The following is a 20,777-nucleotide window of genomic DNA, read 5'->3' on the forward strand; positions in this document are numbered from 1 at the left end:
ATCTATAGTTAAAAGAACGTTAGATGACACGTAACCAAACGTCGTCTACATTCACCGGGTATACTGACCAACGGCTACACAGCGTGTCGGTTATTTCACATAGGCGCTAGAGAGATGAAGAAATTCGTTGTATTGCTGGCAATTCTGAGCCTGCTCGTCGTGAGCACCAGCTTTGTGATGGCGCAGGACGCCATCGCGCTGACGATTCGCTGCAAGGCTAACACCAACGGTGGTGAAGGCTGGCGCTGCGACAATTTTGCGCAGGTCGAAGAACAGGTCGAAGCCGCCCTCGGCATTCAGCTTGACCTGACTCTCATTCAGGACGACAAAGACTGGGGTGAATACAAGAACGAATTCGTGCTCGCCTCGGAAGCAGGCGAAGCCCCGGATATCATCCTCTCCGGTCACGAAGACATCGGCGCGTGGGCGCCCGCGGGTTATATCATGCCGCTCGACGAATTGATCGGCGCGCACCCTGAATTCGCGGATGTCGTGCCAACCCTGTGGGACTCGCAGATGTGGGACGGCCAGACGTGGGGCGTGCCGCAGGATGCGGAAGCCCGCCCGATTTTCTACTCCAAACTGCTGCTCGCCGACCTCGGCTGGTCGCAGGAAGAAATCGACTCGCTGCCTCAGCGCGTACTTGACGGCGAATTCACGATGGCGGATCTCGTCGCCACCGCCCAGCAAGCAGTTGACGAAGGCGTGGTCGAAGAAGGTCATGGTTTCTATCATCGCCAGAGCAATGGCCCTGACTGGTTGATTTGGTACTACGGCGAAGGTGGTCAGGTGCTCGACGACGAAGGCAAACTGGTCTTCGATACCGCCGCGGCGCAGTCCGCGCTCGAACTCATCGCCAGCTTCAGCGACTCCGGCATCACCCGCCCCGACACGATCGGCATCGACGGCAACATCCTGCATGCCGACGTGGCGACCGCGGAAAGCGTCCTGTTCTATCAGGGCGGCACGTGGAACTGGGCGAACTGGGCGCGCAACTTCGTGGCGGATCGCGGTGGCAATGACTATCTGCTCGAAAACATGAGCCTGATGCTGTTCCCGGCGCTCAACGACGAAGTCGGTCCGCTCACCCTGACGCACCCGCTCTCCTACATGATCAGCAGCAGCAGCGAACACCCGGATGTCGCCATGGCCTTGATCGCCGCCGTCACCACGCCGGAAGCGAACAACCGCCACGCCATCGACAGCTTCCACCTCGGCATCCTCAACACGCAGCTCGAATCGGACGACTATGTGGGCAACCCGGCGATCAGCCAGGCGCACTACATGCTCGATCACACCACCGCCATCCCGAACGACCCCGGTTGGACGGCGTGGTCGAATGCGTGGTGGACGGCTGTTCAGGCGGCCGCCGCTGATACGGCGCCGGATGCGGCTGTGCAATTGGCCGTCGATCAACTGACCAGCGAACTGGGCGACCAGATCACCATCCGCTAATTCATACTCAGATTTTCCTTGGCCGGGGGCGGCTCGTCTGCCCCCGGTCACCCCTGTGCCTGTGTGTTCACATCGTGTGGAAGCTTTATGACTGAACGTGTTTCTGAGTTCAATACCCCTTCCGCAGTCCCAGCCCGCAGCCGACTCCGCGCGCTTCAAGCCAACCTGATCGCTTATGGGTTTATGACGCCGGCGATCATCTTGGCGGTGCTGTTCTTCATCATCCCGGCGATTCTGGTTGTGTATCTCAGCCTGACCGATCTCTCGACGGCCAATTTCACGTCGGACATCAGTCAGATGAACTTCATCGGGCTGCAAAACTATGCGACGCTCCTCAATGATGCTTTTGCCAAAAAGATTCTGTTCAATACAGTCTTTTATGTGGTCGTGACGCTGTCACTCTTCAATATTGGCGCTGCTTTACTGGTCGCCCTGCTCACCGTGCATGTCAACCGCCGCGCCGGGTTCTTCTACCGGGCGCTGTGGCTGCTCCCGCGCATCACCTCCGGGTCAGTCTACGTGTTGATGTGGCGGCGCATCATTGCGGAACCGCCGTACGGCATTCTGAATCAGGTGAATATTCTGTTGGGACAGCCGACCGTCGTCTATGCGGCGGAAGACCCGTGGACCTTTGTGATCCTTGTCAACGGCTTCATCGGTCTGTCGTTCGGCATGATCATCTTCACGTCGGCCATTGAAGCCATCCCGAAAGACCTGCTCAACGCCTCGCTGGTCGACGGTTCGACGCTGCTGCAGCGTGTTCGCTATGTGATTCTGCCCATGCTGCGCTGGCCGCTGCTGTTCGTCGTGACGTATCAAACGCTCTCCCTGCTCACCTCATTTGAGCAAATTCTGCTGCTCACCAACGGCGGGCCGGGCATCTACGAGACGGAGGTCTGGGCGCTCACCGCGTATCACCGCGCGCTGTCGAACTACTTTGGCAACGCCCAGTGGGGCTATGGCTCGGCGTTCGCGGTCGTCCTCGTGGCGATTGGCGTGGTGCTGGCTATCGTTTACATGCGCGTGTTCCGCTTCCGCGAACTGGTGAGCGAACCTAAGATTGAGGTGCTCTGATGACGACCAATACGCTGACACCCAGCTCCCCGCTCATCCAACCGCCGCCGTCCTTCAGCGGCGCGCTGATCGGCGGTTTTGGACGCGGGCTGCGCTTTGCGGTCATCACAACACTGGTGCTGCTGGTCGCGGTCGCCTTCCTGACCTGGTTTTTCCGCCCCGCCCTGCAAGGGGGCGACGTGGAAGAGAACTTCACCCAAACCTTGGCGACGCTGCTCATCGGTTTGCTGCCGACCGCCGCCTGTATCGCTGGGGGCGCTGGCGCGCGTCGGTCGCGGCGGCAGTTCGTCGCCGCGTTGATCGCCGCTTGGCTGATCGCCGGGATCGCCTATGGCTTGCTCATCGGCTATCAGGCGACCACCGGGTCGGGCGTCTTCCGGCAAGCGCCGACGCGCGGGTTCTCCATGCGCCAAACCGAAGCCGGCATTGAAGTCGTCGACCTGATTCCTGGCGGCCCGGCGGAAGCCGCGGGTCTCCTCCCCGGCGACATCATCATTGCGCTGCGCCGCGACCCCGTCACGATGGAGCAGTTGCAAACGCTCATCGCGCAGGCGCAAATCGACGACACGCTGCGCTTACGCCTCACCCGCGGCGGCGAAGAACTGCAAATCCCCGTCAGCGTCGCGCTCATCAGCCAGACCGACACCACCGGGCTGGTGCGTGGCCTGCTGATCGCGCTGGCGCTGGCCACGGTCGCGCTGATCATCCCCTCCGGTTGGACACCCCATCTGGTGCTCGCGAGCATGCTCGTGCCGCTGTTCGTCGGCTACCTGTGGCTGATCATTGCGACGTTCTCCGTGCGCACGCAGGGGCTCGTCCCCGTCGACGCCAACGGCAACTTCGGCGGGTGGACGCTCGCTAACTGGAACTTCCTGCAAGGCGCGATTATCGGCGGCCCAACCGCGAATATTTACGCCGTCACGCTCAACTCATTGATCGTCGCGGTGGTCATGACGCTTTCGTCGCTGCTCGTGTGTTCGATGACCGGGTATGCGCTCGCGCGCATGAACTTCCCCGGTCGGCAAACGTTCCTGTCCATGACGCTGATCCTGCACGGGTTCCCGGCGGTCACCCTATTGATCCCGATCTTCCTCGTGCTGATCAACCTGAGCCGCCTGCCCATCATCGGCGATCTGGTCGGCTATAACACCGTGGGTGGTATCGCGCTGGTGATGATCGCGTTTGAGCTGCCGCTCGGCGTGTGGCTGATGAAAGGCTTCTTCGACAACATCTCGTGGGATATGGAACGCTCGGCGCTCATCGACGGCGCGTCCCGCTGGCGTACGTTTTACGAGATCATCCTACCGCAGATTCGCCCCGGATTGCTGGCGCTCGGCATCTTCTCGTTCATCAACGGTTGGAATGCCTACCTGATCCCCGCGACCTACAGCGTCGGCACGGGGGTATCAACGCTGCCCGTCTACATCCGCCAATTGACTGGCGAAGTCGCCGCGATCAACTGGAATCAGGTGGCGGCGGTCGGGCTGTTCCAACTGCTGCCGATCTTCATCTTCTTCGTCTTCGCGCAAGAATACTTGCTGAATATCTACGCCGGTGGAACCAAGGGAAGTTCATAGATGGAAGTCAAAATTGATCATTTAAGCAAATCCTTTGGCGAAGTGGCCGCCGTCAACGACCTGAACCTGCACATCCGCGATGGCGAATTCGTCGCCTTCCTCGGCCCATCGGGCTGCGGCAAAACGACCACTCTGCTCATGCTCGCGGGCATCTACAAGCCGAGCGGCGGCGTGATCCGCTTTGGCGAACGCGTGGTTAATCAGGTGCCACCGCGCGAACGCAACATCGGCATGGTGTTCCAGAGCTACGCGCTCTACCCGCACATGACCGTGTTCGCCAACATCGCCTACCCGCTGAAGCTCAAAAAAGTCGCGCGGCGCGACCAGGAAGCCCGCGTGCGCCGCATCGCCGAAGTCATGGGCATCGGCGAACTGCTGGATCGCCGCCCCGGTCAACTGTCTGGCGGGCAGCAGCAGCGCGTCGCCCTGGGGCGGGCGCTCGTCAAAGAGCCGGACATTCTGCTGTTTGACGAACCGCTTTCCAACCTCGACGCCCGCCTGCGCCTGACCATGCGCGGCGAAATCAAGCACCTGCAAAAGCGGCTCGGCATCACATCGGTCTTCGTCACCCATGACCAGACGGAAGCCATGACCATGGCCGACCGCATCGCCGTGATGAGCCGCGGCAAACTGCAAGCCTTCGACACGCCGGAAGACCTGTACGACCGTCCAAAAACTCTGTTCATCGCCGGGTTCATCGGCAACCCGCCCATGAACATCTTCGATGTAAGTCACCGCCAGCGGCGAACAGTTTATGGCGCAGAACGACCAGCTCAAGCTGACCATCCCCGCGGCGCGCGGGCAGCGGCAGCGCGCACCCGAAAAGTGAAGCTCGGCATCCGCGCTGAAGACATTGAGCTCGCCGACGGTGCGGCGGAGGATGGCGATGTACAAGGCGAGGTCTATATCGTCGAACCGCTCGGGCGCGATGATATGCTGGACGTCGTCATCGGCGAGACGCACCTATATGTGCTGGCCGCGCCGGAAAAACGCATTCGCCCCGGCGATCAGGTGAGCCTGCGCTTCGATACCGCCAACGTGCAGTTCTTCGACCCGCAAACGGAGCAGTCGCTGCTATGGCAGTAAACTACGCTACCCCCGATGCCCACTTCGAGACGCTCGACCGCGCGATCCCCGAGCAGGTCGACTACGATCTCGCCGTGCGCCACGCACCGCGCCTCCGCTTTGACGTACGTGAGCCGTTCCTGCCCTCGGTCGTCGGCTACACGGTCATACGCGCGAGCGGTAAATCACCGTCGTTTCCGCGCGACATCATTCTGCCGCCGAACGCGCTGTGCGCCATCGAATACGCGATCTGGTGGGACTGGGACATCCAGCATCTCTACGAACTGGAACACATCTGGGTTTACCTCGACGCGTCGGAAAACGTGATCGCCGCCGAGGCGAGCTGGCATGGCGACTGGCATCCAATGGTCGATGCCAACGGCGGCGTGCCGTTTGAGGGAGGGCGCGTCGCGCTGTACTCCGAACCGGGCAAGCATGCCTTCGCCCCGTTCATCGAGTGGCTGCACGAACGCCAGGCGAAGACGAATCGCTCGTGTGGGCCGCGCAGCGGCAGCATGGGCGTGCTCGTGACGCCGCTGTTCGCGGGTCGCATCCTCGACCGCCTCCCCGTGAACAACAATCTCGTGCATGCGTATCTCGAACGCCTCGCCTTCATGCCAAGCTACGACTTCGCGCAGCAGTTTGACCTCGCCACGGCGGTCTTTGTACCGTGGAGCACGCTGTTCGCGTGGATTCCCGAGCGTATCCACTGGTGGACGGAGCATCTGCGCGCAACCCTGCCGCCCCATCAACGGCGACCGCTGCGCATCGCCCATCGCGGCGCGTCGGCTTACGCGCAGGAAGGCTCGACCGCGTCCGTCGAGAAAGCGTCAGACCTCGGCGCGGACATGGTCGAAGTTGACATTCGCGTGACCGCCGACAATGTGCCCGTCATCGCGCACGACGCCGACCTGATGCGCGTGTTCGGTGTGCCCGGTCTCATCAGCGATTTGACGCTGGCAGAACTGCGCGCCGCCACGCCGCCCGACCGTCAGCCGGTGCTCACATTCGAAGAAATGGCCAAACTCTGCTCCGACCTCCAACTGGGGCTGTACCTCGACATCAAAGAGATTACGCCGGGGCGATGGTGACGGTGCTGACGGTGCTGCGCGAGACCGGGATGCTGCGCTACGCCATCTTTGGCTCGTTCCGCCCGGATCTCGTCGCCGAAATCAAAGCGAATGCGCCTGAAGCGGTCACGTCGATCCTCTTCTCGTCCGCCAACGTCGACCCCGTGCTGTTGGCACGTTCGGTCAAAGCGGATTATGTGCATCCGTGCTGGGAGCGCTTTGAGTCGCCCTCAGCGCTGCTCACCGAAGCGTGGATCAACAGCGTGCGCGCAGAAGAGCTGGGCATCGTGTGCTGGCATGAGGAACGCCCTCAAGAGATCGCCGCGCTGACCGCGCTCGGCGTGGACGGCATCTGCTCCGATCAACCGGAACTGCTCGTCATTCCGCGCCCTTAACCCCGCAAACCAACCGAGGGGCAGATCGTCAACCCGCAAGCGCGTGTGCGATCTGCCTCAACCGGACTCCACCCGTTCACTCCAGTTTCACCAATGCCGAAAAACCCGGCTGAGGGATACAATCATAGAGATGAACTGTGATTGACGGAGCGTGCCCCATGACCAACACCCCGATCAGCTCTGACGCGCCGACCCGGAAGTCGGTCAGCGCATTCGCCTGCTGCGCGAAGCCCGCGACCTGTCGCTGCGCGCCTTGGCGGAACGCTGCGGTTTATCGGTGAATGCGATCAGCCGGATTGAACGGGGCGAAAATTCGCCAACCGTGTCCTCGCTGCATCTGCTCGCCACCGCGCTGAACGTCCCGATCACCGAGTTTTTCCATACCAACATTCAGCGCAGCGTCGTCTATGTCAAGCACGACCAGCGGACGCGCTCCCAGCAAAGCGGCATGGACATCGAAAGTCTCGGCATCGGCCTGCATAACCAGCAGATCGAACCGTTTCTCGTCACGCTGCAGCCGTATGCGCAAACGGAAAACCCGCTGATCACGCACAGCGGGCAGGAATTCGTGTATTGTGTCGAGGGACAAATCGAATATCAGGTGGGCGGCGAGGTCTTCACACTCACCGGGGGTGACAGCCTGCTGTTTGAGGCGACGCAGGCGCATCGCTTCTGCAATCGGTCAGCGCAGCCCGCCGTGATCCTCATGATCTTCCAAACGCATGAGGGCAAAACCGGCTTCAGCCAGAGTCATCTCAACCCGGGCGCAGGTTAAGCCGACGGCTGCGCCAACCCGGTTTCCAGATAGTCGGTCAACTGGGACGACGATAAGCCGCCTGTGTGCGTCGCGTAGATTTCGCCATCCCGACCGATAAACAGGCTCGTGGGATACCCGGTCATGCCAAAGGCCGTCTGCAAGCGCCGATCGGTGTCCAGCACGACCGGAAAGCGCAGCCCGAGCGTCGTGGCGAACGGCGCGACCTCCGCGGAGGTCTCCCCATTATTGATCGCCAGCACCATCACGCCTTGCTCGCTGTAGCGCTCGTATGCACGTTCGATTGCGGGCATCTCGGCGCGGCACGGCGGACACCACGTCGCCCAAAAGTTCAGCATGACGATCTGCCCGCGGTAATCGCTCAGGCGCACGGTCTCTCCCGTCAACGTCGTCGCGGTGAAGTCGGGCGCGCTGCCCACCCGCCCGGTCGCCGTGTTCATCGACGCGCTGACGGCCATCCAGCCGATGATCAGGAGGCCCACGCCGAGGACAATCAGGATCAGCGGGCTGTTGCCCGGTTCCGTACGCTGCGTTTTTGCGCTTTTGGCGACTGCGCTCATAGCATTCCTTTGTCAAACGCGCCGCAGCATCCGGCAGCGCGATTAGCTGGCTCAACACCTACCACTGTAGCGAACAATTCGCCTCTCCGTTAGCACAATTCGCTTATGCAGACACATAAGCCGAGCTAATGGCGTGCTGATCCGGTCGGCGCGGGCAGATCTGACGCTCTGAAAGCGTCTATACAGGGGGTACACAGAGGAGAACACGGATGCACACACCGAACGATCGCCGCTACAGCGGCGACATTGAACGCTTGCGGTCGCCGAAGCGCATGGCGCTGATGGAAGTGGAACGCGTCGTCGATTTAGCGCTCGCAGGCCTAACTGCACAGGCAGCGCTGGATGTCGGCACGGGCAGCGGCCTGTTTGCCGAGCACTTCGCAGCGCGGGGCTTGACCGTTGCGGGCGTTGATCTGCGCGAGGACATGCTCGAAGCGGCACGGCAGTATGTCCCCACGGGCGACTTTCGGCAGGGACGCATGGAAGCCGTGCCCTTCGACGACGCGGGCTTTGACCTCGTCTTCTTGGGACACGTCCTGCAAGAAGCCGACGACCTCGTCGGGGCGCTGCGCGAAGCCCGCCGCACCGCTCGGCAGCGGGTCGTCGTGCTGGAATGGCCGCACCGCGCGCAGGACTACGGCCCGCCGCTCGATCACCGTCTGACGCCCGAACAGGTCGCCGCGGCGGCACTAGCGGCCGGGCTACCCCAGTTTGAGCAGATCGATTTGACGCACTTGGTGCTGTACCGCTTGAATCTGGGCTAACTGGGGGGAAATCGGGGCGCAGATTAGTGCGCCCCCATCAAGGAGAAACTAGCTCAGGGACTGCGCGACGCGCAGCAGCTTGTCCCGCGCTGCCGCCGCAATCGGCTCCAGCGCCGGGTTATTGACGAACTCCATCATATTCTTGGGGTCGATAATGCGCGACTTCGACCTCCCCCCTTCCCCCTGTGCGACGGTCACATTGCACGGCAGCAGCAGCCCCATATCCGGCGCGAGGGTCAGCGCCTGATGCGCGAGGTGCGGATTGCACGCGCCGAGAATGCGATACGGGCGAAAATCGACATCCAGCTTCTTCTTCATCGTATCTTTGACGTCGATTTCGGTCAGCACGCCGAACCCTTCCGCCTTCAGCGCGTCGATGACACGCTGGCGTGCCGTCTCAAAATCAGCGTGCAGGATCACTTTGATGCCGAGGCCTTCGGTGGTTTGCGTCATCGTTCATCGCTCCTAGTTTCGTTCAACTGGCAAACCGCTGCCCGCCCACGAGTACATCCCGCCGAGGATATTGTAGACGGTTTCGAAGCCTTTTTGCCCCAACAGCGCGGCTGCCGATTGGCTCCGGGAACCAGAAGCGCAGATCACGGCGACGGGCTGCTGTGGATCGAGTTCGCTGACGCGGCGTCCCAGTTCGCCGAGCGAAATCAGCTTGGCACCGGGCACGTGACCCGACGCATACTCCCACGCTTCGCGCACGTCCACAACCAGCGGGCGTTCACTCTCGCTGGTCAGTAGGTCGCGCAGTTCGCCGGGTTCAATGTCGCGCACATCGCCTGCCGTGACGGGCAGGCCGAGCGCTTCCCACGTGGCGAGGCTGTCCGCGAGATAGCCGACAACATTTTCAAAGCCGACGCGGGCGAGGCTGTACACCAGCCGTTCATAGTCCGCCGGATCGCTGAGCTGGATCACGATCAAGGCATCAGGATGCAGCACATGCCCCACGCGGTTGCTCAACTGCTCGTCGAAGGGCAGATGCGTCGCGCCGGGGATATGGGACTGCTTGTATTCAGCTTTCGTGCGCGTATCAAGCAGAGCCGCTCCACGCTGAAACTCGTTGATCGCCTGCTGCGTCGACAGCGGACGCGGCTTGATCTCGCCGAGCGGACGCGGCCCGCGGCGGTTGATCGCCTTGATGCGCTTGTGGTTACCGGGCTGTTCCGGCAAGCCGCTCACCGCAAAGTCGATGTACTCGTCGCGGGTGCGCGGCTGCAGCGCGGGATTCGAGCCGCGTTCAAAGCCGAGCGTGGTCATGCGCACGGAACCAATCGACTTGCCGCACAGCGACCCCGCGCCGTGTCCCGGCAGAATTAACGTGCCATCGGGCAGCGTGAGATATTCGTTGTTGAGCGTATCGTGCATGTGCCCGGCGAGATCGCGCGCGGCTTCGAGGCCGACCAGATCGGGGCGTCCGGCGTCGCCGACGAACAGCGTATCGCCTGTCAGTGCCATCCATGCCGTTTCGGTGCGCGTCTTGTCAGCTACCAACACGGTGATGCTTTCCGGGGTATGCCCGGGCGTATGGCGAATGCGCAGGTCGAGGTTGCCGAGTGTCAGCGTGTCGCCGCCCTGCAGCAGCTTGACTTCAAATTCGGCGTCCGCCGCTTCGTGCACGTAGATGTCCGCGCCCGTGCGGTCAGCCAGATCCGTATTGCCGGACACATGGTCAGCATGCAGGTGAGTTTCGATGATGTGGGTGATCTTCAGTCCGCGTTCGGCGGCGGCATCAAGATATTTCTGTACGTCACGATCCGGATCGATCACGGCGGCGACGCCGTAGCTCTCACAGCCGACCAGATAGGAGAGGCAGCCGATACCGTCGATAAAGAACTGTTGGAGATACATCCAGATTCATCCTCACTGACTACATGCTTTGGTTACTGTGTCACTATAACAGACGCCCCTGCTCACGAGCACTCCCCGACTCCTTATGCATGGCATTAGTGGCAAGTTATGGCATGCGCCGGGCGGACGGTGGTTGTGCGTCCAGTGAGCAGCGTTCTAGCCGCGTTATACTGGAACACAAATGGGAGTCCGCAGCCAAAAGGAGTCTGCTCATGAAACGCCTCGCCCTCGCGTTCGTCCTCAGCCTCGTCACAACCTTCAGCGTCCTCGCGCAAAAGGAGACGCCTACCCCCACCCCGAATGATGAAGACGGGCTGCCGCTCCTGCATCGCACCGAACTGTCCGAGGACTATGACACCAACTGGGAACGCGTCGTTGCCGAACTCCAGATTCTGGAGCTGATCCCCGAAGACGGGGAGCTGCTGTTTCTCGAAGACATGGCGCTCGAACCCCTGGGGGTGGTGGCAGCGCCGATGCGACCTACCGTAATTACATCATGGGCGCGCTGATCAGCGTGCGCGAAAATGGCGGCGACTCGGCGGGCGTATGCACCTTCATCACGCGTGGAGAGATGAATCGACAGGGGCAAATTCTGCGCGCGACGGGTGTGGTCATCACTTCCGATGATGAAGTCTACGCCATCGAACAGACCGGCCCGAACCGCCAGCCCCGCATGACCAGTATCGACACTGACGGTGATCCGACCTTCTACAATCCCATCTACATCGTCGTCCTGGTCAAAGATGCTGCGGTGAGCGTATGGGCGGATGGCATCCCGATGATCGAGGAATGGGAACTAGAAAACGAACTCCCCGACGGTGAATTTGCGGATCCGGTCATTACGCTGGTCAACCCGGAATTTGGCTGTGTGATGACGGAGTTGTGGGCCTACGGCTTCTAGTTCGGCTGTGTCCGGCGTGGGAGGCACGCGCAAACTCGGCTACACTTGGGCGCTGGGAAGGTCACGCGTTCGCGCGTCTGCTTGTTTAACCCGTTGAGGAGTATAAATCATGTTTGCATCCAGCTTACCGGATAAAACGTTCTTTCAGATTTGCCTGATCGTCGACGACTGCGAGCGCTTCGCCGCTAATTATCGTGAGATTCTCGGCTTTGACGTGCCGCACGATTACCAGATCACCGAGTTGTACGAGCACACACGCGGTACCTACTACGGTCAACCGCTGAATGCGCGCGCCAAAATCATCAGTTGGATGTTGGGCGACGTCGCCTTTGAACTGCTCGAACCACTGGACGCGCCGAGCGTGTGGATGGATCACCTGAAGAAGCACGGCAGCAGCCTGCATCATATCGCCTTCAACGTGCCGCGCAGCGCCCCTGCCGCCGCCTATTTTGCCGATCACGGCTACCAGACGACGCAGGCGGGCTTGTTCACCGGACGCACCGGCATGTACACCTATCTCGATACCGAAAAAGACCTTGGCTTGACGATGGAACTGCTGGAAATCTACAGCGACTTCCGCTTCCCTCCGGCGCAACCCTTCCCCGCTGACCGCGGCCTCGGCACAGATGTCGTCATGCAGGTCGGGCTGGTGGTCAACGACTGTGAGGCGACCGGGAAGCGTTACCGCGAGCTGTTCGGCATCGAAGAAGCGTTCCGCACGGAGACGCCCGCCTACGCCATCACCGAAACGAAGTTCTTCGGTCAGCCGACCGAAGCCACGGCCAAGCTGATTTTCTTCAATTTTGGGCAGGCGCAGTTGGAACTGATTCAGCCGGACAGCATTCCGAGTGTGTGGCGCAACTACCTCAACGAGCACGGGGACAGCGCCCACCATATCGCGTTTGTGGTCAAGGATACGCAGCAGGCCGTCGCCCATTTCGCCAAGTTCGGTATCGGCGTGGCGCAGCAGGGTTTCTACGGCGACCGCAGCGGCATGTACACCTACATGGACAGTCAGGAGAAGCTCGGTGTGATCTTCGAACTGCTGGAAAACTTCCCGCAGCCGCGCTAACCAGTGTGCAGCACAGGGATGTGTGTGGGGCACACGGTTGTGTGCCCCACTGATTCACTTTCGCCCTAAATTCATTCCCCTAATCCACGCAGCCCTGCTTTTCGGCAGCAATTTTCTACCCAGTTAACACAAAATAATGTCATTCTTAATTGTTTTTATTGACGTACCATACTAATATCAAGAAACAGTAATACACTGTGTAACTTAGAGAAGGTCACATTACCATGCCAAAAGCTACCAACCAGTACTATGAGGATGAGAAGGCCAAGTGGGACAGCTTGGTTGATGCGCACTACGCACAGCACCCGGAAAAGCTGCTCCTGCGACCTGAGCAAGACTTCTATTCGTATGTTCGGACCGATAAGGTCGCCAGCGCATATCCCGGCACGAAAGACTTCTTTGGGGACATTCGTGGCAAACGTCTGCTGGAATATGGGTGTGGCTCTGGAATGACGGCGTCGCTGCTCGCCAAAGCGGGCGCGGACGTAACGGCGTTCGATATTTCCGAGAAGAGTGTGGCGACAACGCAGTTACGGGCGCAGTTGAACAACCTGCCGAACCTACATGCTCAGGTTGGCGTGGGCGAGGAGCTGCCCTTCCCCGACGCCAGCTTTGACCTCGCCTTTGGCCGGGCGGTTCTCCATCATCTGGATGTCGATCTCGCCGGTCCAGAACTGCTGCGCGTGCTCAAACCGGGCGGAAAGGCGCTGTTTATCGAACCGCTCGGCATGAATCCTGTGCTGACGTATGTGCGCAATCATGTGCCGTACCCCGACAAAAACCCGGTTGGTGATGATCGACCGCTGACTTATGCGGAGATCAATAAATGGGGCGCGGCTACAGCGACTTCCATTACCACGAAGTCCATTTCTTTGGCATGATTGTGCGGGCGTTTCCCTATCGCTGGCATGTCCGCCTACCGGTTTTGCACAAAGTTGACCGCGTGGTGCTGCGCTATGCCCCGCCGCTGCGGCGCTTCTGCCGGTATGTGTTGATCATGCTGGAGAAGTAGTGCAGGTCGTCGCGAGGACAAACAACGCCCGTCGTTTTGACGGGCATTAGTGTGTTTGCTGACGCGGTTAGGGCTGCGGCAAAAGCTTTGTAGAACCGACGAGACCAGAAATAAGCTGGCTATTGAGCTCGTTCGCCGCTATGTTTCCCGAATCCACACGCGCATCTCGCCGGGCTGACGATTAGCCCAGAAGCAGTAGGGAATCGCCCTGAGCGTGATTGACGTCTGCGTAAAATCAAGGTTGGCAGCGGGCGCGTAGAGCTCGCCGCACCACTGCGCCGATTCGCCCCGCAACGCTTCCCCGGTGATCGTGCCCACGCCGCCAAAGAGATCAGCGTCGAAAGCATAGTTGAGCGCGTTGGTGCGCGGCAAACGCAGATGCGCGAGACCCGCGCCGTTATCCGCTTCCTCTAAACAGTAGACCAGCGGTCCGCGCTGCAAGGCGACGCAGCCCACATCCGCGCGAATATGGGGGTGCGCGGCGATGCGCTCAATCGGCATCGCCAGCATCAGCGTCACCTGATCGCCAGCACGCCACTCGCGGTCGAGGACGGCATAGCCCTTGTCCAACTCGACCGTAAAGGCGGCGCCGTTCACCGTAATTGCGTATTCCCGGCACCAGCCCGGAATGCGCAGCGCCAGTTCAAAACGGGTCGGATTCGCCAGTTCCAGCGTGAAGTTGATCGCGCCATCCCACGGGTAGTCGGTAGCCTGGGTGATGTGCACCTCGTTCGCGCCGACTGTCAGCCGCGCGGTGTTCTGGTTGTAGAGATGGACATACAGTCGATTCGGTGTCGTCGCGTAGAAGTAACCACCAACCGACGCCACCATGCGCACGAGATTCGGCGGGCAGCACGACACATCGAACCAATCGACCCTGCGGTGATGCGTCGGTGCAGACATACTGTCCAGGAGCGCATAGGGCGAAATATGCGGATACGCTTCGAGCGGGTTGCATTGAAAAAACGTCTCGCCATCATAAGCCACGCCGCTCAGGATGCAGTTGTACAGCGCCCGCTCGATAGCGTCGATGTAGCGGCGGTGCGGGTCAAGGCTGAACATGCGCTGCGACCAGTAGCACAGCGCAATTGCCGAACACGTTTCGCTGTAGGCGGTGTCATTGGGCAGGTCAAACGGCACGGTGAAACCCTCAATTGTATGGATTGAGCCGACACCGCCCGTCACATACATGTGCCGCCCGGTCAGGTCGTCCCACAGGCGCTGGGCGACTGCTGTCAGTTCCGCATCCCCCATTTCCAGTGCGAGGTCGGTTGTACCCGTGTATAGATAGCAGGCCCGCACCGAGTGCCCAACCATACCGGTCTGCTCGCGGATCGGCGCATGCGCCTGACAATAGTGATACGAGCGAGCCCAGAACGCGCGCGGGTCTTCGCCGCGTTCAATCGCTTCGAGATCGTAGTAATGCGGCGCTTGCCCGCGCTCATCGACGAAATACTGCGCTAGATCCCGATAGCGCGGGTCGTCAGTCGCCTGGTACAAGCGCATCAATGCGAGTTCGAGTTCGGGATGGCCGGGATAGCCGCGCTTTTGACCATCACCGCGCCCGAACGTCACCGCAATGTGATCCGCGTAGCGGCGCAGGATGTCGAGAATCTTGCGTTTCCCGGTCACCTGCGCGTAGACGATGGCCGCCTCGATCAGATGGCCAGCGCAGTACAGCTCATGCTGGTCACGCAGGTTGCGCCAGCGGTTCTCCGGCTCGACGGCGATGAAATGGCTGTTGGCGTAGCCGTCGGCCAACTGCATCTGCTCCATCCAGTCGACGATTTCGTCAACCTGCCGCTCAAATTCGGCGTTGGGGTGCAGCGCCACGCTGTAACCAACCGCTTCAATCCACTTGGCGACGTCCGAATCCCAAAAGATGTGGGGTTCGGGCAGGTTCGGGTCGCGCTGCGGATTCCACGCATCAATCCGCCCGGTGATCTTGCATTGATGATACACGGCGGGCATGGTGTGGTCGCGATTGATCCGCTGGCGGTCACCCCAGAACCCGCCGTCGATCTCCACGGCCGTCCACGGGAGCGGTGAGGGTCTATTCTCTGATGTGCGCATGTAAAGAATCCTTTTCGTATGAATATGCATTAGTGCAAGCGGATCTAAAAACCCATGCGCTCAGGCTGAATGCATGGGTTTGACAATCGACAAAACCACGAACTACGGTGAGATTTCCCGATATTCCAGCGTGGTATCGGCGACGCCGTGATAGTCGAGGTGCACCTGCCACTGCGTGCGTTGAACCTGATCGCCGACTGCGCCGTGCGTCCAGGTTTGCGTGTTGGGGATGAGCGCAGCAAAGCGCGGCGCGACTCCATGCTGATGTTTGGGGCTGTGCACGCCGCCGAAGAACAGGAAAGCCTCGCTGTAGCGGTAGGTGATCGCCTGATCGTCGCGGTTGTTCCAGACCACGATCAGCGTCGGGTGATGCGCATCCGGCACATGCTGCGCGCCCGCTTCGTACAACACTTCGCATAATGCGCGGACGTGTTCCGCCTGCATGCCAACGACGTAGGGTGCGATCTCATCCGGATTAGCGACCAGTGCATCGACAATTTCAGCCAAACGGTTGCGCACCCCGGTGTGCAAACGGAACGCCCGCAGCATTTTGAGCACGGTTTCGCGTTTGCGATCCCGGCGGGAGAGCAGCCCATCTTCATCGCCGTACAAGCGAACAACGAGACGATTCGTCGGGGTGAGCACGATGCCAGTGATCAGCAGCGTCTCGCTGACCGCATCGTAGGTCACTTCCGGAACGATGCCTTTGCCGTCGATCTGCCCGGTCACATGCACCGACGCTTTGACGCCATGCACGTACAGGTGCAGCGATCGTTCGGTGGGAATGAGTGTCGTCTCGCCCAGCGCGGGTTCGACGGTCAGTGTCAGCGACTGCCCTGTCCACGTCTGGGTGATCGGCATTTCGCAGTGCCGCCCCTGCTGATACTCGCGCGAATCGCCGTCGTCTTCATACAGGGTGAACGCACCGTCCGCGCCAGCATAGGCATGCAGATGCAGATCGTCGGGATTGTCGATGCCGCCCCAACCTGTCGGCGCGCCGAGCGGCAAAATCCCGCCGGCTTTGGCGAACAGCGGAATGTCTTTGAGCAGCCCATAGAGCGCATACCAGCGGTCTCCCGCGTAGTATTCGCCCGTCAGCGCGTTGTACCAATCGCCCTCCGGCAGCCACACCACCTGCCGCGACAACCCCGTGACCGGATCGGCAGGCGCGGTGAATGGCGCGGCGATCAGCTCCGTGCCGAACAAGTATTGACCGGGGCAGTGATACGCCGCTTCAACTTCGGGATAGTCGTAGTACATGGGCAGCAGCAGCGGCAGTGACTCGCGGTGCGCGCGCCATGCCATCGTATAGAGGTACGGGATCAGCGCGTGGCGCAGTTGGAGCGCATCGCGCAGGGTCTCCCGGACTTCGGCGTTCTCAAACACCCATGGGCGCTGATCGTAGAAGTACCCCTTGGCGGAATGAATGCGCAAAATCGGACTCAGCGCGCCGAACTGCACCCAACGCGCGAACAGTTCCGGGTCGCCCGCGCCGCTGATATGCCCGCCGATGTCGTGACTCCACCAGCCATAGGCCACATTTGACGCGGTTGGCGTCATGTACGCTTCGTAGCGCAGCGTCTCCCACGTCATAAAACTGTCGCCGGAGAAGCCGATAGGGTAGCGTTGATGGCCTTCATTGCCCCAGCGCGAGAAGATGAACGGGCGCTTGCGCGGGTTGCGCCCGGCATCCTGAAAATGCAGGTGATTGATCAGCCACAGCGGGTCAAGCGTGGGAATCTTGCAGCTTTGCCCCTGCTGCCAGTCGACCCACCAGAAGTCCACGCCCATGGCCTCGTAGGGGTGGTGCAGCACTTCGAAATAGGCCTGCACAAACGTCGGGTTGGTGATGTCGAACTCGACGGGCTTCTCGGTCGCCGGATCAATGCCCATGCGCCGCGCCATTTCCGGGTACTGCTCCTCATGCGGATGCACGCCTTCCGCCGGGTGGAGATTCATGGCTGTGCGCAGCCCCTTGCTGTGCAGAAAATCCATGAAGCCCTGCGGGTCCGGGAACAGCTCACGATTCCATGTGTAGCCCGTCCAACCGGAACTGGTGTTGCCCGTTTTGGTCAGGTGCCAGTCCATGTCGATGATGCACACCGACAGCGGAATCCCGTGCGTCTCCGCATCGGTGATGAGCGCGGTCAGTTCGGCCTGCGTGTACGCCCAGTACCGACTCCACCAGTTGCCGAGAATCCAGCGTGGGATGAGCGGCGCGGCTCCGCTCACGGCGCTGTAATCGCGCAACCCGGCTTTGTAGTCGTGACCATAGGCGAAGAAATACCAATCGACGCCCTGACCCGTGCGCTGTTCGAGGAACGTCGCATCATTGAGCAGCAGCGTCCGCGAATCGTCCAGCAGCGCCCAACCCGAACGCGAGATGAGTCCATCGTTGAGCGGCGCATGCCCGTGCTTAAGGTCGAGTGTGCGCGTTGTGCCTTTGAGATTGTCCGTATCCACATCGCTGGGATGCCACACCGTCTCCGTCGCTTTGACGCGGATCGCGAGGCTGTCCGGCGTGAAGGGCTGGCTGACGACATACGTCAGCACGAAGGCGCTGGTTTCGATGATGAGACAGCCGTCCTCGTTGGTCGCCGTGAACGCGGGCACAGGCTGCTGGCGATACCACATGGTTTGGCTGGCACGATCTTCAAAGCCGCCCGCCAGATCATATTCCAGCCGGATCAAGCGCTCGGTGAGGACAGTGAAGCGGGCACATCCAGCGCGCACCACCGCTTCCGGGTTCGCCGCCGGGTTGACGTTCATGATGTACTGCTGTGGAAGCATGAAGATATCTCCTCGCTAACTCCGACCGAAATCGAGCGTTAGGTCAGTGGGCGGCTCTTGCCGCAGCGATAGTTATAGGCTTATGACTGGCGGACGCGATAAAACGCATCCCTACGAAACCCATCTCCGCTTGGCAAAACCTGTTTGCTCCCCTCCCTGAATTCGGGGAGGGGCTGGGGGTGGGGTCGGAAACAGAACTGATGGTAGTGCGATTTATCTACCAAAACAACCTAATTCTGATCACGCAGCCAGCGAATATAGGCGATCAAGTCGAGCATTTGCTCGTCCGTCCAATCTGGCCGACCGCCGCTTGGCGGCATAGCGATCCCGGTGACATTGTCCGGGTGATCCGACGCGCGCCCCTCGCGGATGAACGCCAGCAAATCGACATCCGACGCGTACAAGACCAGCGGCGACGTAATCAGCGGCAGACCGAGGTGCGGCACGCCTTCGCCATTGAAGCCATGACAACCGCCGCACGTCTCCGCAAAGTACTGCTGCCCGCGTTCGAGATCACCCTGCCGTGCCACCGCTGTCACATCGGGGTGCGGCGTGGGCGTCGTCGAGCTGACGACGGTCGCGGTCGCCTGGGGTGCTGCCATCACCTGCCCAAACGCATGCGACTCTGACAGGAACTCCGCGCCGCTCACCACGTAGATTTCGCCCGCGTTGAGCACCTCATTCCGCGGCCCATCGCCGCCCATGGCATTCGGCGCGATATCGACGACGCCATCACCGTCCACGTCGCCGACCGCCAGCGCGTAGGGCATCATGTCGTTGTCCTCACCGCCGATCAGGAAGCGCGCACGCAAATCAGCGGGCGGATCGAACAGCAGGATCACACCGTCGTCATTCGGCAACCCGCCCATTTCCCCAAACAGGATCGCCATCATCCCGGCATTGTGGCGTACGCGGCCATCGTAGCCGGTCGGGTCGTAATCCGGCGCACCGTAGAACAGATCGCCGATGCCGTCCCCGTCGAGATCGTCAATGCGCAGCGTATCGCCCGCCTTGCTGTCCCCCTGATCAGGATAGATCGCGACGGTGCGTCCCGGTTCAGGCGCGCCGAGGTCGATCAGCTGCCCGCGAATCGGCTCGTGCGTGTAGATCACCCACGCCTCGCCCGCTTCGTCGAGGTTGTTCTCCACGCCATCGCCGACCAGCGTGCCCAGCACCAGGTCGTTGCGCCCGTCGCCGTCGAGATCCCCGACCGCGATCTCTTCGCCCAGCAGATCGTTAGCATCCTGCCCGTAGATCACCGTGATCTGATCGGTCAGCGGCCGCCCGTCGGCGTCGAGCTGCTCGGCGAGATCGATGGTCTGCCCACGCAGATCCGCCCGCCCAAAGATGATGAACGTCTCGCCGCTGTTGTACCGCTGGTTGCCCGCGCCGTCGCCACCCCCGAACGAGATGCCGCCAATCCCCGCCGACGCGCGCCACAGCGCCGCGCTCACAATCGCGTCGTCATAGCCGTCACCGTCGAGGTCGTCGCCCCACACCGTCGAACCGAGCAAATCGTCGTAGTCCGCGCCGATGATATGCGTCGCGTCCGGCGGGGCCGCGCGCAAATCGGTCACCTGTCCGTAGGTCGCTGCCATATCCGCCGCGCCGTAGATGATCCACACTTCGCCCGTGTTGATGCGGCTGTTCTCCGGTCCATCGGCTTGATTCGCGCCCATAATGACATCTTGATAGCCGTCGGCGTCAAAGTCGCCACCTTCCAGCCACAACCCGAGCCGATCCTCAGCGGTCGCGCCGTAGAAGAGCACCACGTTCTCCGGCGGCGTACGCAAATCAAGATCGCCCTGCGCGGCGAAGTCGGCGCCGCCGAACACGATATAGACCGCGCCGCCATTCGAGCGGGTTTGCTGTGGGCCGTCGCTGTTCTGCGCGCTCAGCAGCAGATCGTCGTAACCGTCAGCGTTGAAATCGGAGACATAGGTTTCCGCGCCCGCCATATCCCCGGCATAGGCGCCGTAGATTGTGAAACCGCGTCCGGTGAGCGCCTCGGCGGTCAGCGTGCCAATGATGGGACACACGTTCATGATGAGGCGCAGATGCCCGCCGCTGCCGCGCCATTCCCCGGCAATCGAGTGCGACGCATTCTGCCCGGTGACCGCGAGATCGCCGCAGCCGTTCCCGTCAAAATCGCCGATTTCCAGCGGCTTCCCGGTGACCGAGCTGCCCGTCGGCGCATCGTAGAACGTGAACTGTCCGCGCTGGCTGGTTGCTAATAAGTCCCACGGCTGATCGCCGGTCGGCGGCGTTTGCCCTAGTACGCCACCGCTGATGAGCAGCGCGAGCAGCAGCGGGATCCCTAACTTTCGCATACAGCAT

At 61.1% G+C, this 20,777-nt stretch carries 19 protein-coding genes and 1 pseudogene; 14 read left to right on the top strand and 6 right to left on the bottom strand.

Annotated features, from left to right (window positions below; genetic code table 11):
- Positions 1–114 precede the first annotated feature (114 nt).
- The 8 genes and pseudogenes from IPK17_RS29085 (at position 115) to IPK17_RS29120 (ending at position 7,411) form a co-directional block, all read left to right on the top strand.
- Positions 115–1,455, top strand: a complete 1,341-nt coding sequence (locus IPK17_RS29085) for an ABC transporter substrate-binding protein (protein ID WP_343421203.1) — start codon at positions 115–117, stop codon at positions 1,453–1,455.
- 87 nt (positions 1,456–1,542) lie between these two features.
- Positions 1,543–2,529, top strand: coding sequence for a carbohydrate ABC transporter permease (locus tag IPK17_RS29090; protein WP_343421204.1), 987 nt, complete (start codon positions 1,543–1,545; stop codon positions 2,527–2,529).
- On the top strand, positions 2,529–4,106 hold the full coding sequence (locus IPK17_RS29095; protein ID WP_343421205.1) for an ABC transporter permease subunit: 1,578 nt from the start codon (positions 2,529–2,531) through the stop codon (positions 4,104–4,106). Before IPK17_RS29090 ends, IPK17_RS29095 begins: the two co-directional genes overlap by 1 nt.
- Positions 4,107–5,192: an ABC transporter ATP-binding protein gene (locus IPK17_RS29100; protein WP_343421206.1), complete on the top strand. Its 1,086-nt coding sequence runs from the start codon at positions 4,107–4,109 to the stop codon at positions 5,190–5,192.
- Positions 5,183–6,262 carry a glycerophosphodiester phosphodiesterase gene (locus IPK17_RS29105; protein ID WP_343421207.1) on the top strand — a complete coding sequence of 360 codons (1,080 nt, stop codon included), beginning with the start codon at positions 5,183–5,185 and terminating at the stop codon, positions 6,260–6,262. The genes IPK17_RS29100 and IPK17_RS29105 overlap by 10 nt, the downstream gene beginning before the upstream one ends.
- Positions 6,256–6,636: a glycerophosphodiester phosphodiesterase gene (locus IPK17_RS29110; protein WP_343421208.1), complete on the top strand. Its 381-nt coding sequence runs from the start codon at positions 6,256–6,258 to the stop codon at positions 6,634–6,636. Before IPK17_RS29105 ends, IPK17_RS29110 begins: the two co-directional genes overlap by 7 nt.
- A 208-nt stretch (positions 6,637–6,844) precedes the next feature.
- A pseudogene (locus IPK17_RS29115) lies at positions 6,845–7,003 on the top strand (helix-turn-helix domain-containing protein); the annotation flags it as partial.
- Positions 7,001–7,411 (top strand): cupin domain-containing protein, encoded by a 411-nt coding sequence (locus tag IPK17_RS29120; protein ID WP_343421521.1) that lies wholly within the window; start codon positions 7,001–7,003, stop codon positions 7,409–7,411. The pseudogene IPK17_RS29115 and the gene IPK17_RS29120, both read left to right, overlap by 3 nt.
- On the opposite strand, the gene IPK17_RS29125 is transcribed toward IPK17_RS29120, so the two are convergent.
- Entirely contained in the window at positions 7,408–7,971 is a 564-nt protein-coding gene (locus tag IPK17_RS29125; RefSeq protein WP_343421209.1) for a redoxin domain-containing protein, read from the bottom strand. The genes IPK17_RS29120 and IPK17_RS29125 overlap by 4 nt on opposite strands.
- Before the next feature lie 209 nt (positions 7,972–8,180).
- Between IPK17_RS29125 and IPK17_RS29130 the strand changes: the two genes are divergently transcribed.
- Positions 8,181–8,735: a class I SAM-dependent methyltransferase gene (locus IPK17_RS29130; protein ID WP_343421210.1), complete on the top strand. Its 555-nt coding sequence runs from the start codon at positions 8,181–8,183 to the stop codon at positions 8,733–8,735.
- 48 nt (positions 8,736–8,783) lie between these two features.
- Here the strand turns inward: IPK17_RS29130 and IPK17_RS29135 are convergent, their stop codons facing one another.
- Together IPK17_RS29135 and IPK17_RS29140 are read right to left on the bottom strand one after the other, a co-directional pair.
- Positions 8,784–9,188 carry a DUF302 domain-containing protein gene (locus tag IPK17_RS29135; protein WP_343421211.1) on the bottom strand — a complete coding sequence of 135 codons (405 nt, stop codon included), beginning with the start codon at positions 9,186–9,188 and terminating at the stop codon, positions 8,784–8,786.
- 12 nt (positions 9,189–9,200) lie between these two features.
- Positions 9,201–10,592 (bottom strand): MBL fold metallo-hydrolase, encoded by a 1,392-nt coding sequence (locus tag IPK17_RS29140; protein WP_343421212.1) that lies wholly within the window; start codon positions 10,590–10,592, stop codon positions 9,201–9,203.
- Positions 10,593–10,804: 212 nt separating this feature from the next.
- On the opposite strand from IPK17_RS29140, the gene IPK17_RS29145 reads away from it, so the two are divergent.
- The 5 genes from IPK17_RS29145 (at position 10,805) to IPK17_RS29165 (ending at position 13,577) form a co-directional block, all read left to right on the top strand.
- Positions 10,805–11,101, top strand: a complete 297-nt coding sequence (locus tag IPK17_RS29145) for a hypothetical protein (RefSeq protein ID WP_343421213.1) — start codon at positions 10,805–10,807, stop codon at positions 11,099–11,101.
- Positions 11,089–11,493, top strand: coding sequence for a hypothetical protein (locus IPK17_RS29150; RefSeq protein ID WP_343421214.1), 405 nt, complete (start codon positions 11,089–11,091; stop codon positions 11,491–11,493). Before IPK17_RS29145 ends, IPK17_RS29150 begins: the two co-directional genes overlap by 13 nt.
- A 109-nt stretch (positions 11,494–11,602) precedes the next feature.
- Positions 11,603–12,565, top strand: a complete 963-nt coding sequence (locus tag IPK17_RS29155; protein ID WP_343421215.1) for a VOC family protein — start codon at positions 11,603–11,605, stop codon at positions 12,563–12,565.
- Positions 12,566–12,789: 224 nt separating this feature from the next.
- Positions 12,790–13,446, top strand: coding sequence for a class I SAM-dependent methyltransferase (locus IPK17_RS29160; RefSeq protein WP_343421216.1), 657 nt, complete (start codon positions 12,790–12,792; stop codon positions 13,444–13,446).
- A complete protein-coding gene (locus IPK17_RS29165) occupies positions 13,392–13,577 on the top strand; it encodes a hypothetical protein (RefSeq protein WP_343421217.1) in 186 nt (61 codons plus the stop codon). Before IPK17_RS29160 ends, IPK17_RS29165 begins: the two co-directional genes overlap by 55 nt.
- 138 nt (positions 13,578–13,715) lie before the next feature.
- On the opposite strand, the gene IPK17_RS29170 is transcribed toward IPK17_RS29165, so the two are convergent.
- The 3 genes from IPK17_RS29170 to IPK17_RS29180 form a co-directional block, all read right to left on the bottom strand.
- A complete protein-coding gene (locus IPK17_RS29170; RefSeq protein WP_343421218.1) occupies positions 13,716–15,650 on the bottom strand; it encodes a glycoside hydrolase family 127 protein in 1,935 nt (644 codons plus the stop codon).
- Positions 15,651–15,752: 102 nt separating this feature from the next.
- Complete coding sequence (locus tag IPK17_RS29175) at positions 15,753–18,440, bottom strand: glycoside hydrolase family 31 protein (RefSeq protein WP_343421219.1); 2,688 nt, start codon at positions 18,438–18,440, stop codon at positions 15,753–15,755.
- A 230-nt stretch (positions 18,441–18,670) separates the two neighbouring features.
- The gene (locus tag IPK17_RS29180; protein ID WP_343421220.1) at positions 18,671–20,770 is read right to left on the bottom strand and encodes a cytochrome c; all 2,100 of its coding nucleotides are present in this window, start codon (positions 20,768–20,770) and stop codon (positions 18,671–18,673) included.
- Positions 20,771–20,777 lie beyond the last annotated feature (7 nt).

This window comes from Candidatus Flexifilum breve (assembly GCF_016713355.1).

Coding starts and splice junctions, on each gene's coding strand:
- IPK17_RS29085 (WP_343421203.1), top strand. CDS start 115: ATGAAGAAATTCGTTGTATTGCTGGCAATTCTGAGCCTGCTCGTCGTG.
- IPK17_RS29090 (WP_343421204.1), top strand. CDS start 1,543: ATGACTGAACGTGTTTCTGAGTTCAATACCCCTTCCGCAGTCCCAGCC.
- IPK17_RS29095 (WP_343421205.1), top strand. CDS start 2,529: ATGACGACCAATACGCTGACACCCAGCTCCCCGCTCATCCAACCGCCG.
- IPK17_RS29100 (WP_343421206.1), top strand. CDS start 4,107: ATGGAAGTCAAAATTGATCATTTAAGCAAATCCTTTGGCGAAGTGGCC.
- IPK17_RS29105 (WP_343421207.1), top strand. CDS start 5,183: ATGGCAGTAAACTACGCTACCCCCGATGCCCACTTCGAGACGCTCGAC.
- IPK17_RS29110 (WP_343421208.1), top strand. CDS start 6,256: ATGGTGACGGTGCTGACGGTGCTGCGCGAGACCGGGATGCTGCGCTAC.
- IPK17_RS29125 (WP_343421209.1), bottom strand. CDS start 7,971: ATGAGCGCAGTCGCCAAAAGCGCAAAAACGCAGCGTACGGAACCGGGC.
- IPK17_RS29130 (WP_343421210.1), top strand. CDS start 8,181: ATGCACACACCGAACGATCGCCGCTACAGCGGCGACATTGAACGCTTG.
- IPK17_RS29135 (WP_343421211.1), bottom strand. CDS start 9,188: ATGACGCAAACCACCGAAGGCCTCGGCATCAAAGTGATCCTGCACGCT.
- IPK17_RS29140 (WP_343421212.1), bottom strand. CDS start 10,592: ATGTATCTCCAACAGTTCTTTATCGACGGTATCGGCTGCCTCTCCTAT.
- IPK17_RS29145 (WP_343421213.1), top strand. CDS start 10,805: ATGAAACGCCTCGCCCTCGCGTTCGTCCTCAGCCTCGTCACAACCTTC.
- IPK17_RS29150 (WP_343421214.1), top strand. CDS start 11,089: ATGGGCGCGCTGATCAGCGTGCGCGAAAATGGCGGCGACTCGGCGGGC.
- IPK17_RS29155 (WP_343421215.1), top strand. CDS start 11,603: ATGTTTGCATCCAGCTTACCGGATAAAACGTTCTTTCAGATTTGCCTG.
- IPK17_RS29160 (WP_343421216.1), top strand. CDS start 12,790: ATGCCAAAAGCTACCAACCAGTACTATGAGGATGAGAAGGCCAAGTGG.
- IPK17_RS29165 (WP_343421217.1), top strand. CDS start 13,392: ATGGGGCGCGGCTACAGCGACTTCCATTACCACGAAGTCCATTTCTTT.
- IPK17_RS29170 (WP_343421218.1), bottom strand. CDS start 15,650: ATGCGCACATCAGAGAATAGACCCTCACCGCTCCCGTGGACGGCCGTG.
- IPK17_RS29175 (WP_343421219.1), bottom strand. CDS start 18,440: ATGCTTCCACAGCAGTACATCATGAACGTCAACCCGGCGGCGAACCCG.
- IPK17_RS29180 (WP_343421220.1), bottom strand. CDS start 20,770: ATGCGAAAGTTAGGGATCCCGCTGCTGCTCGCGCTGCTCATCAGCGGT.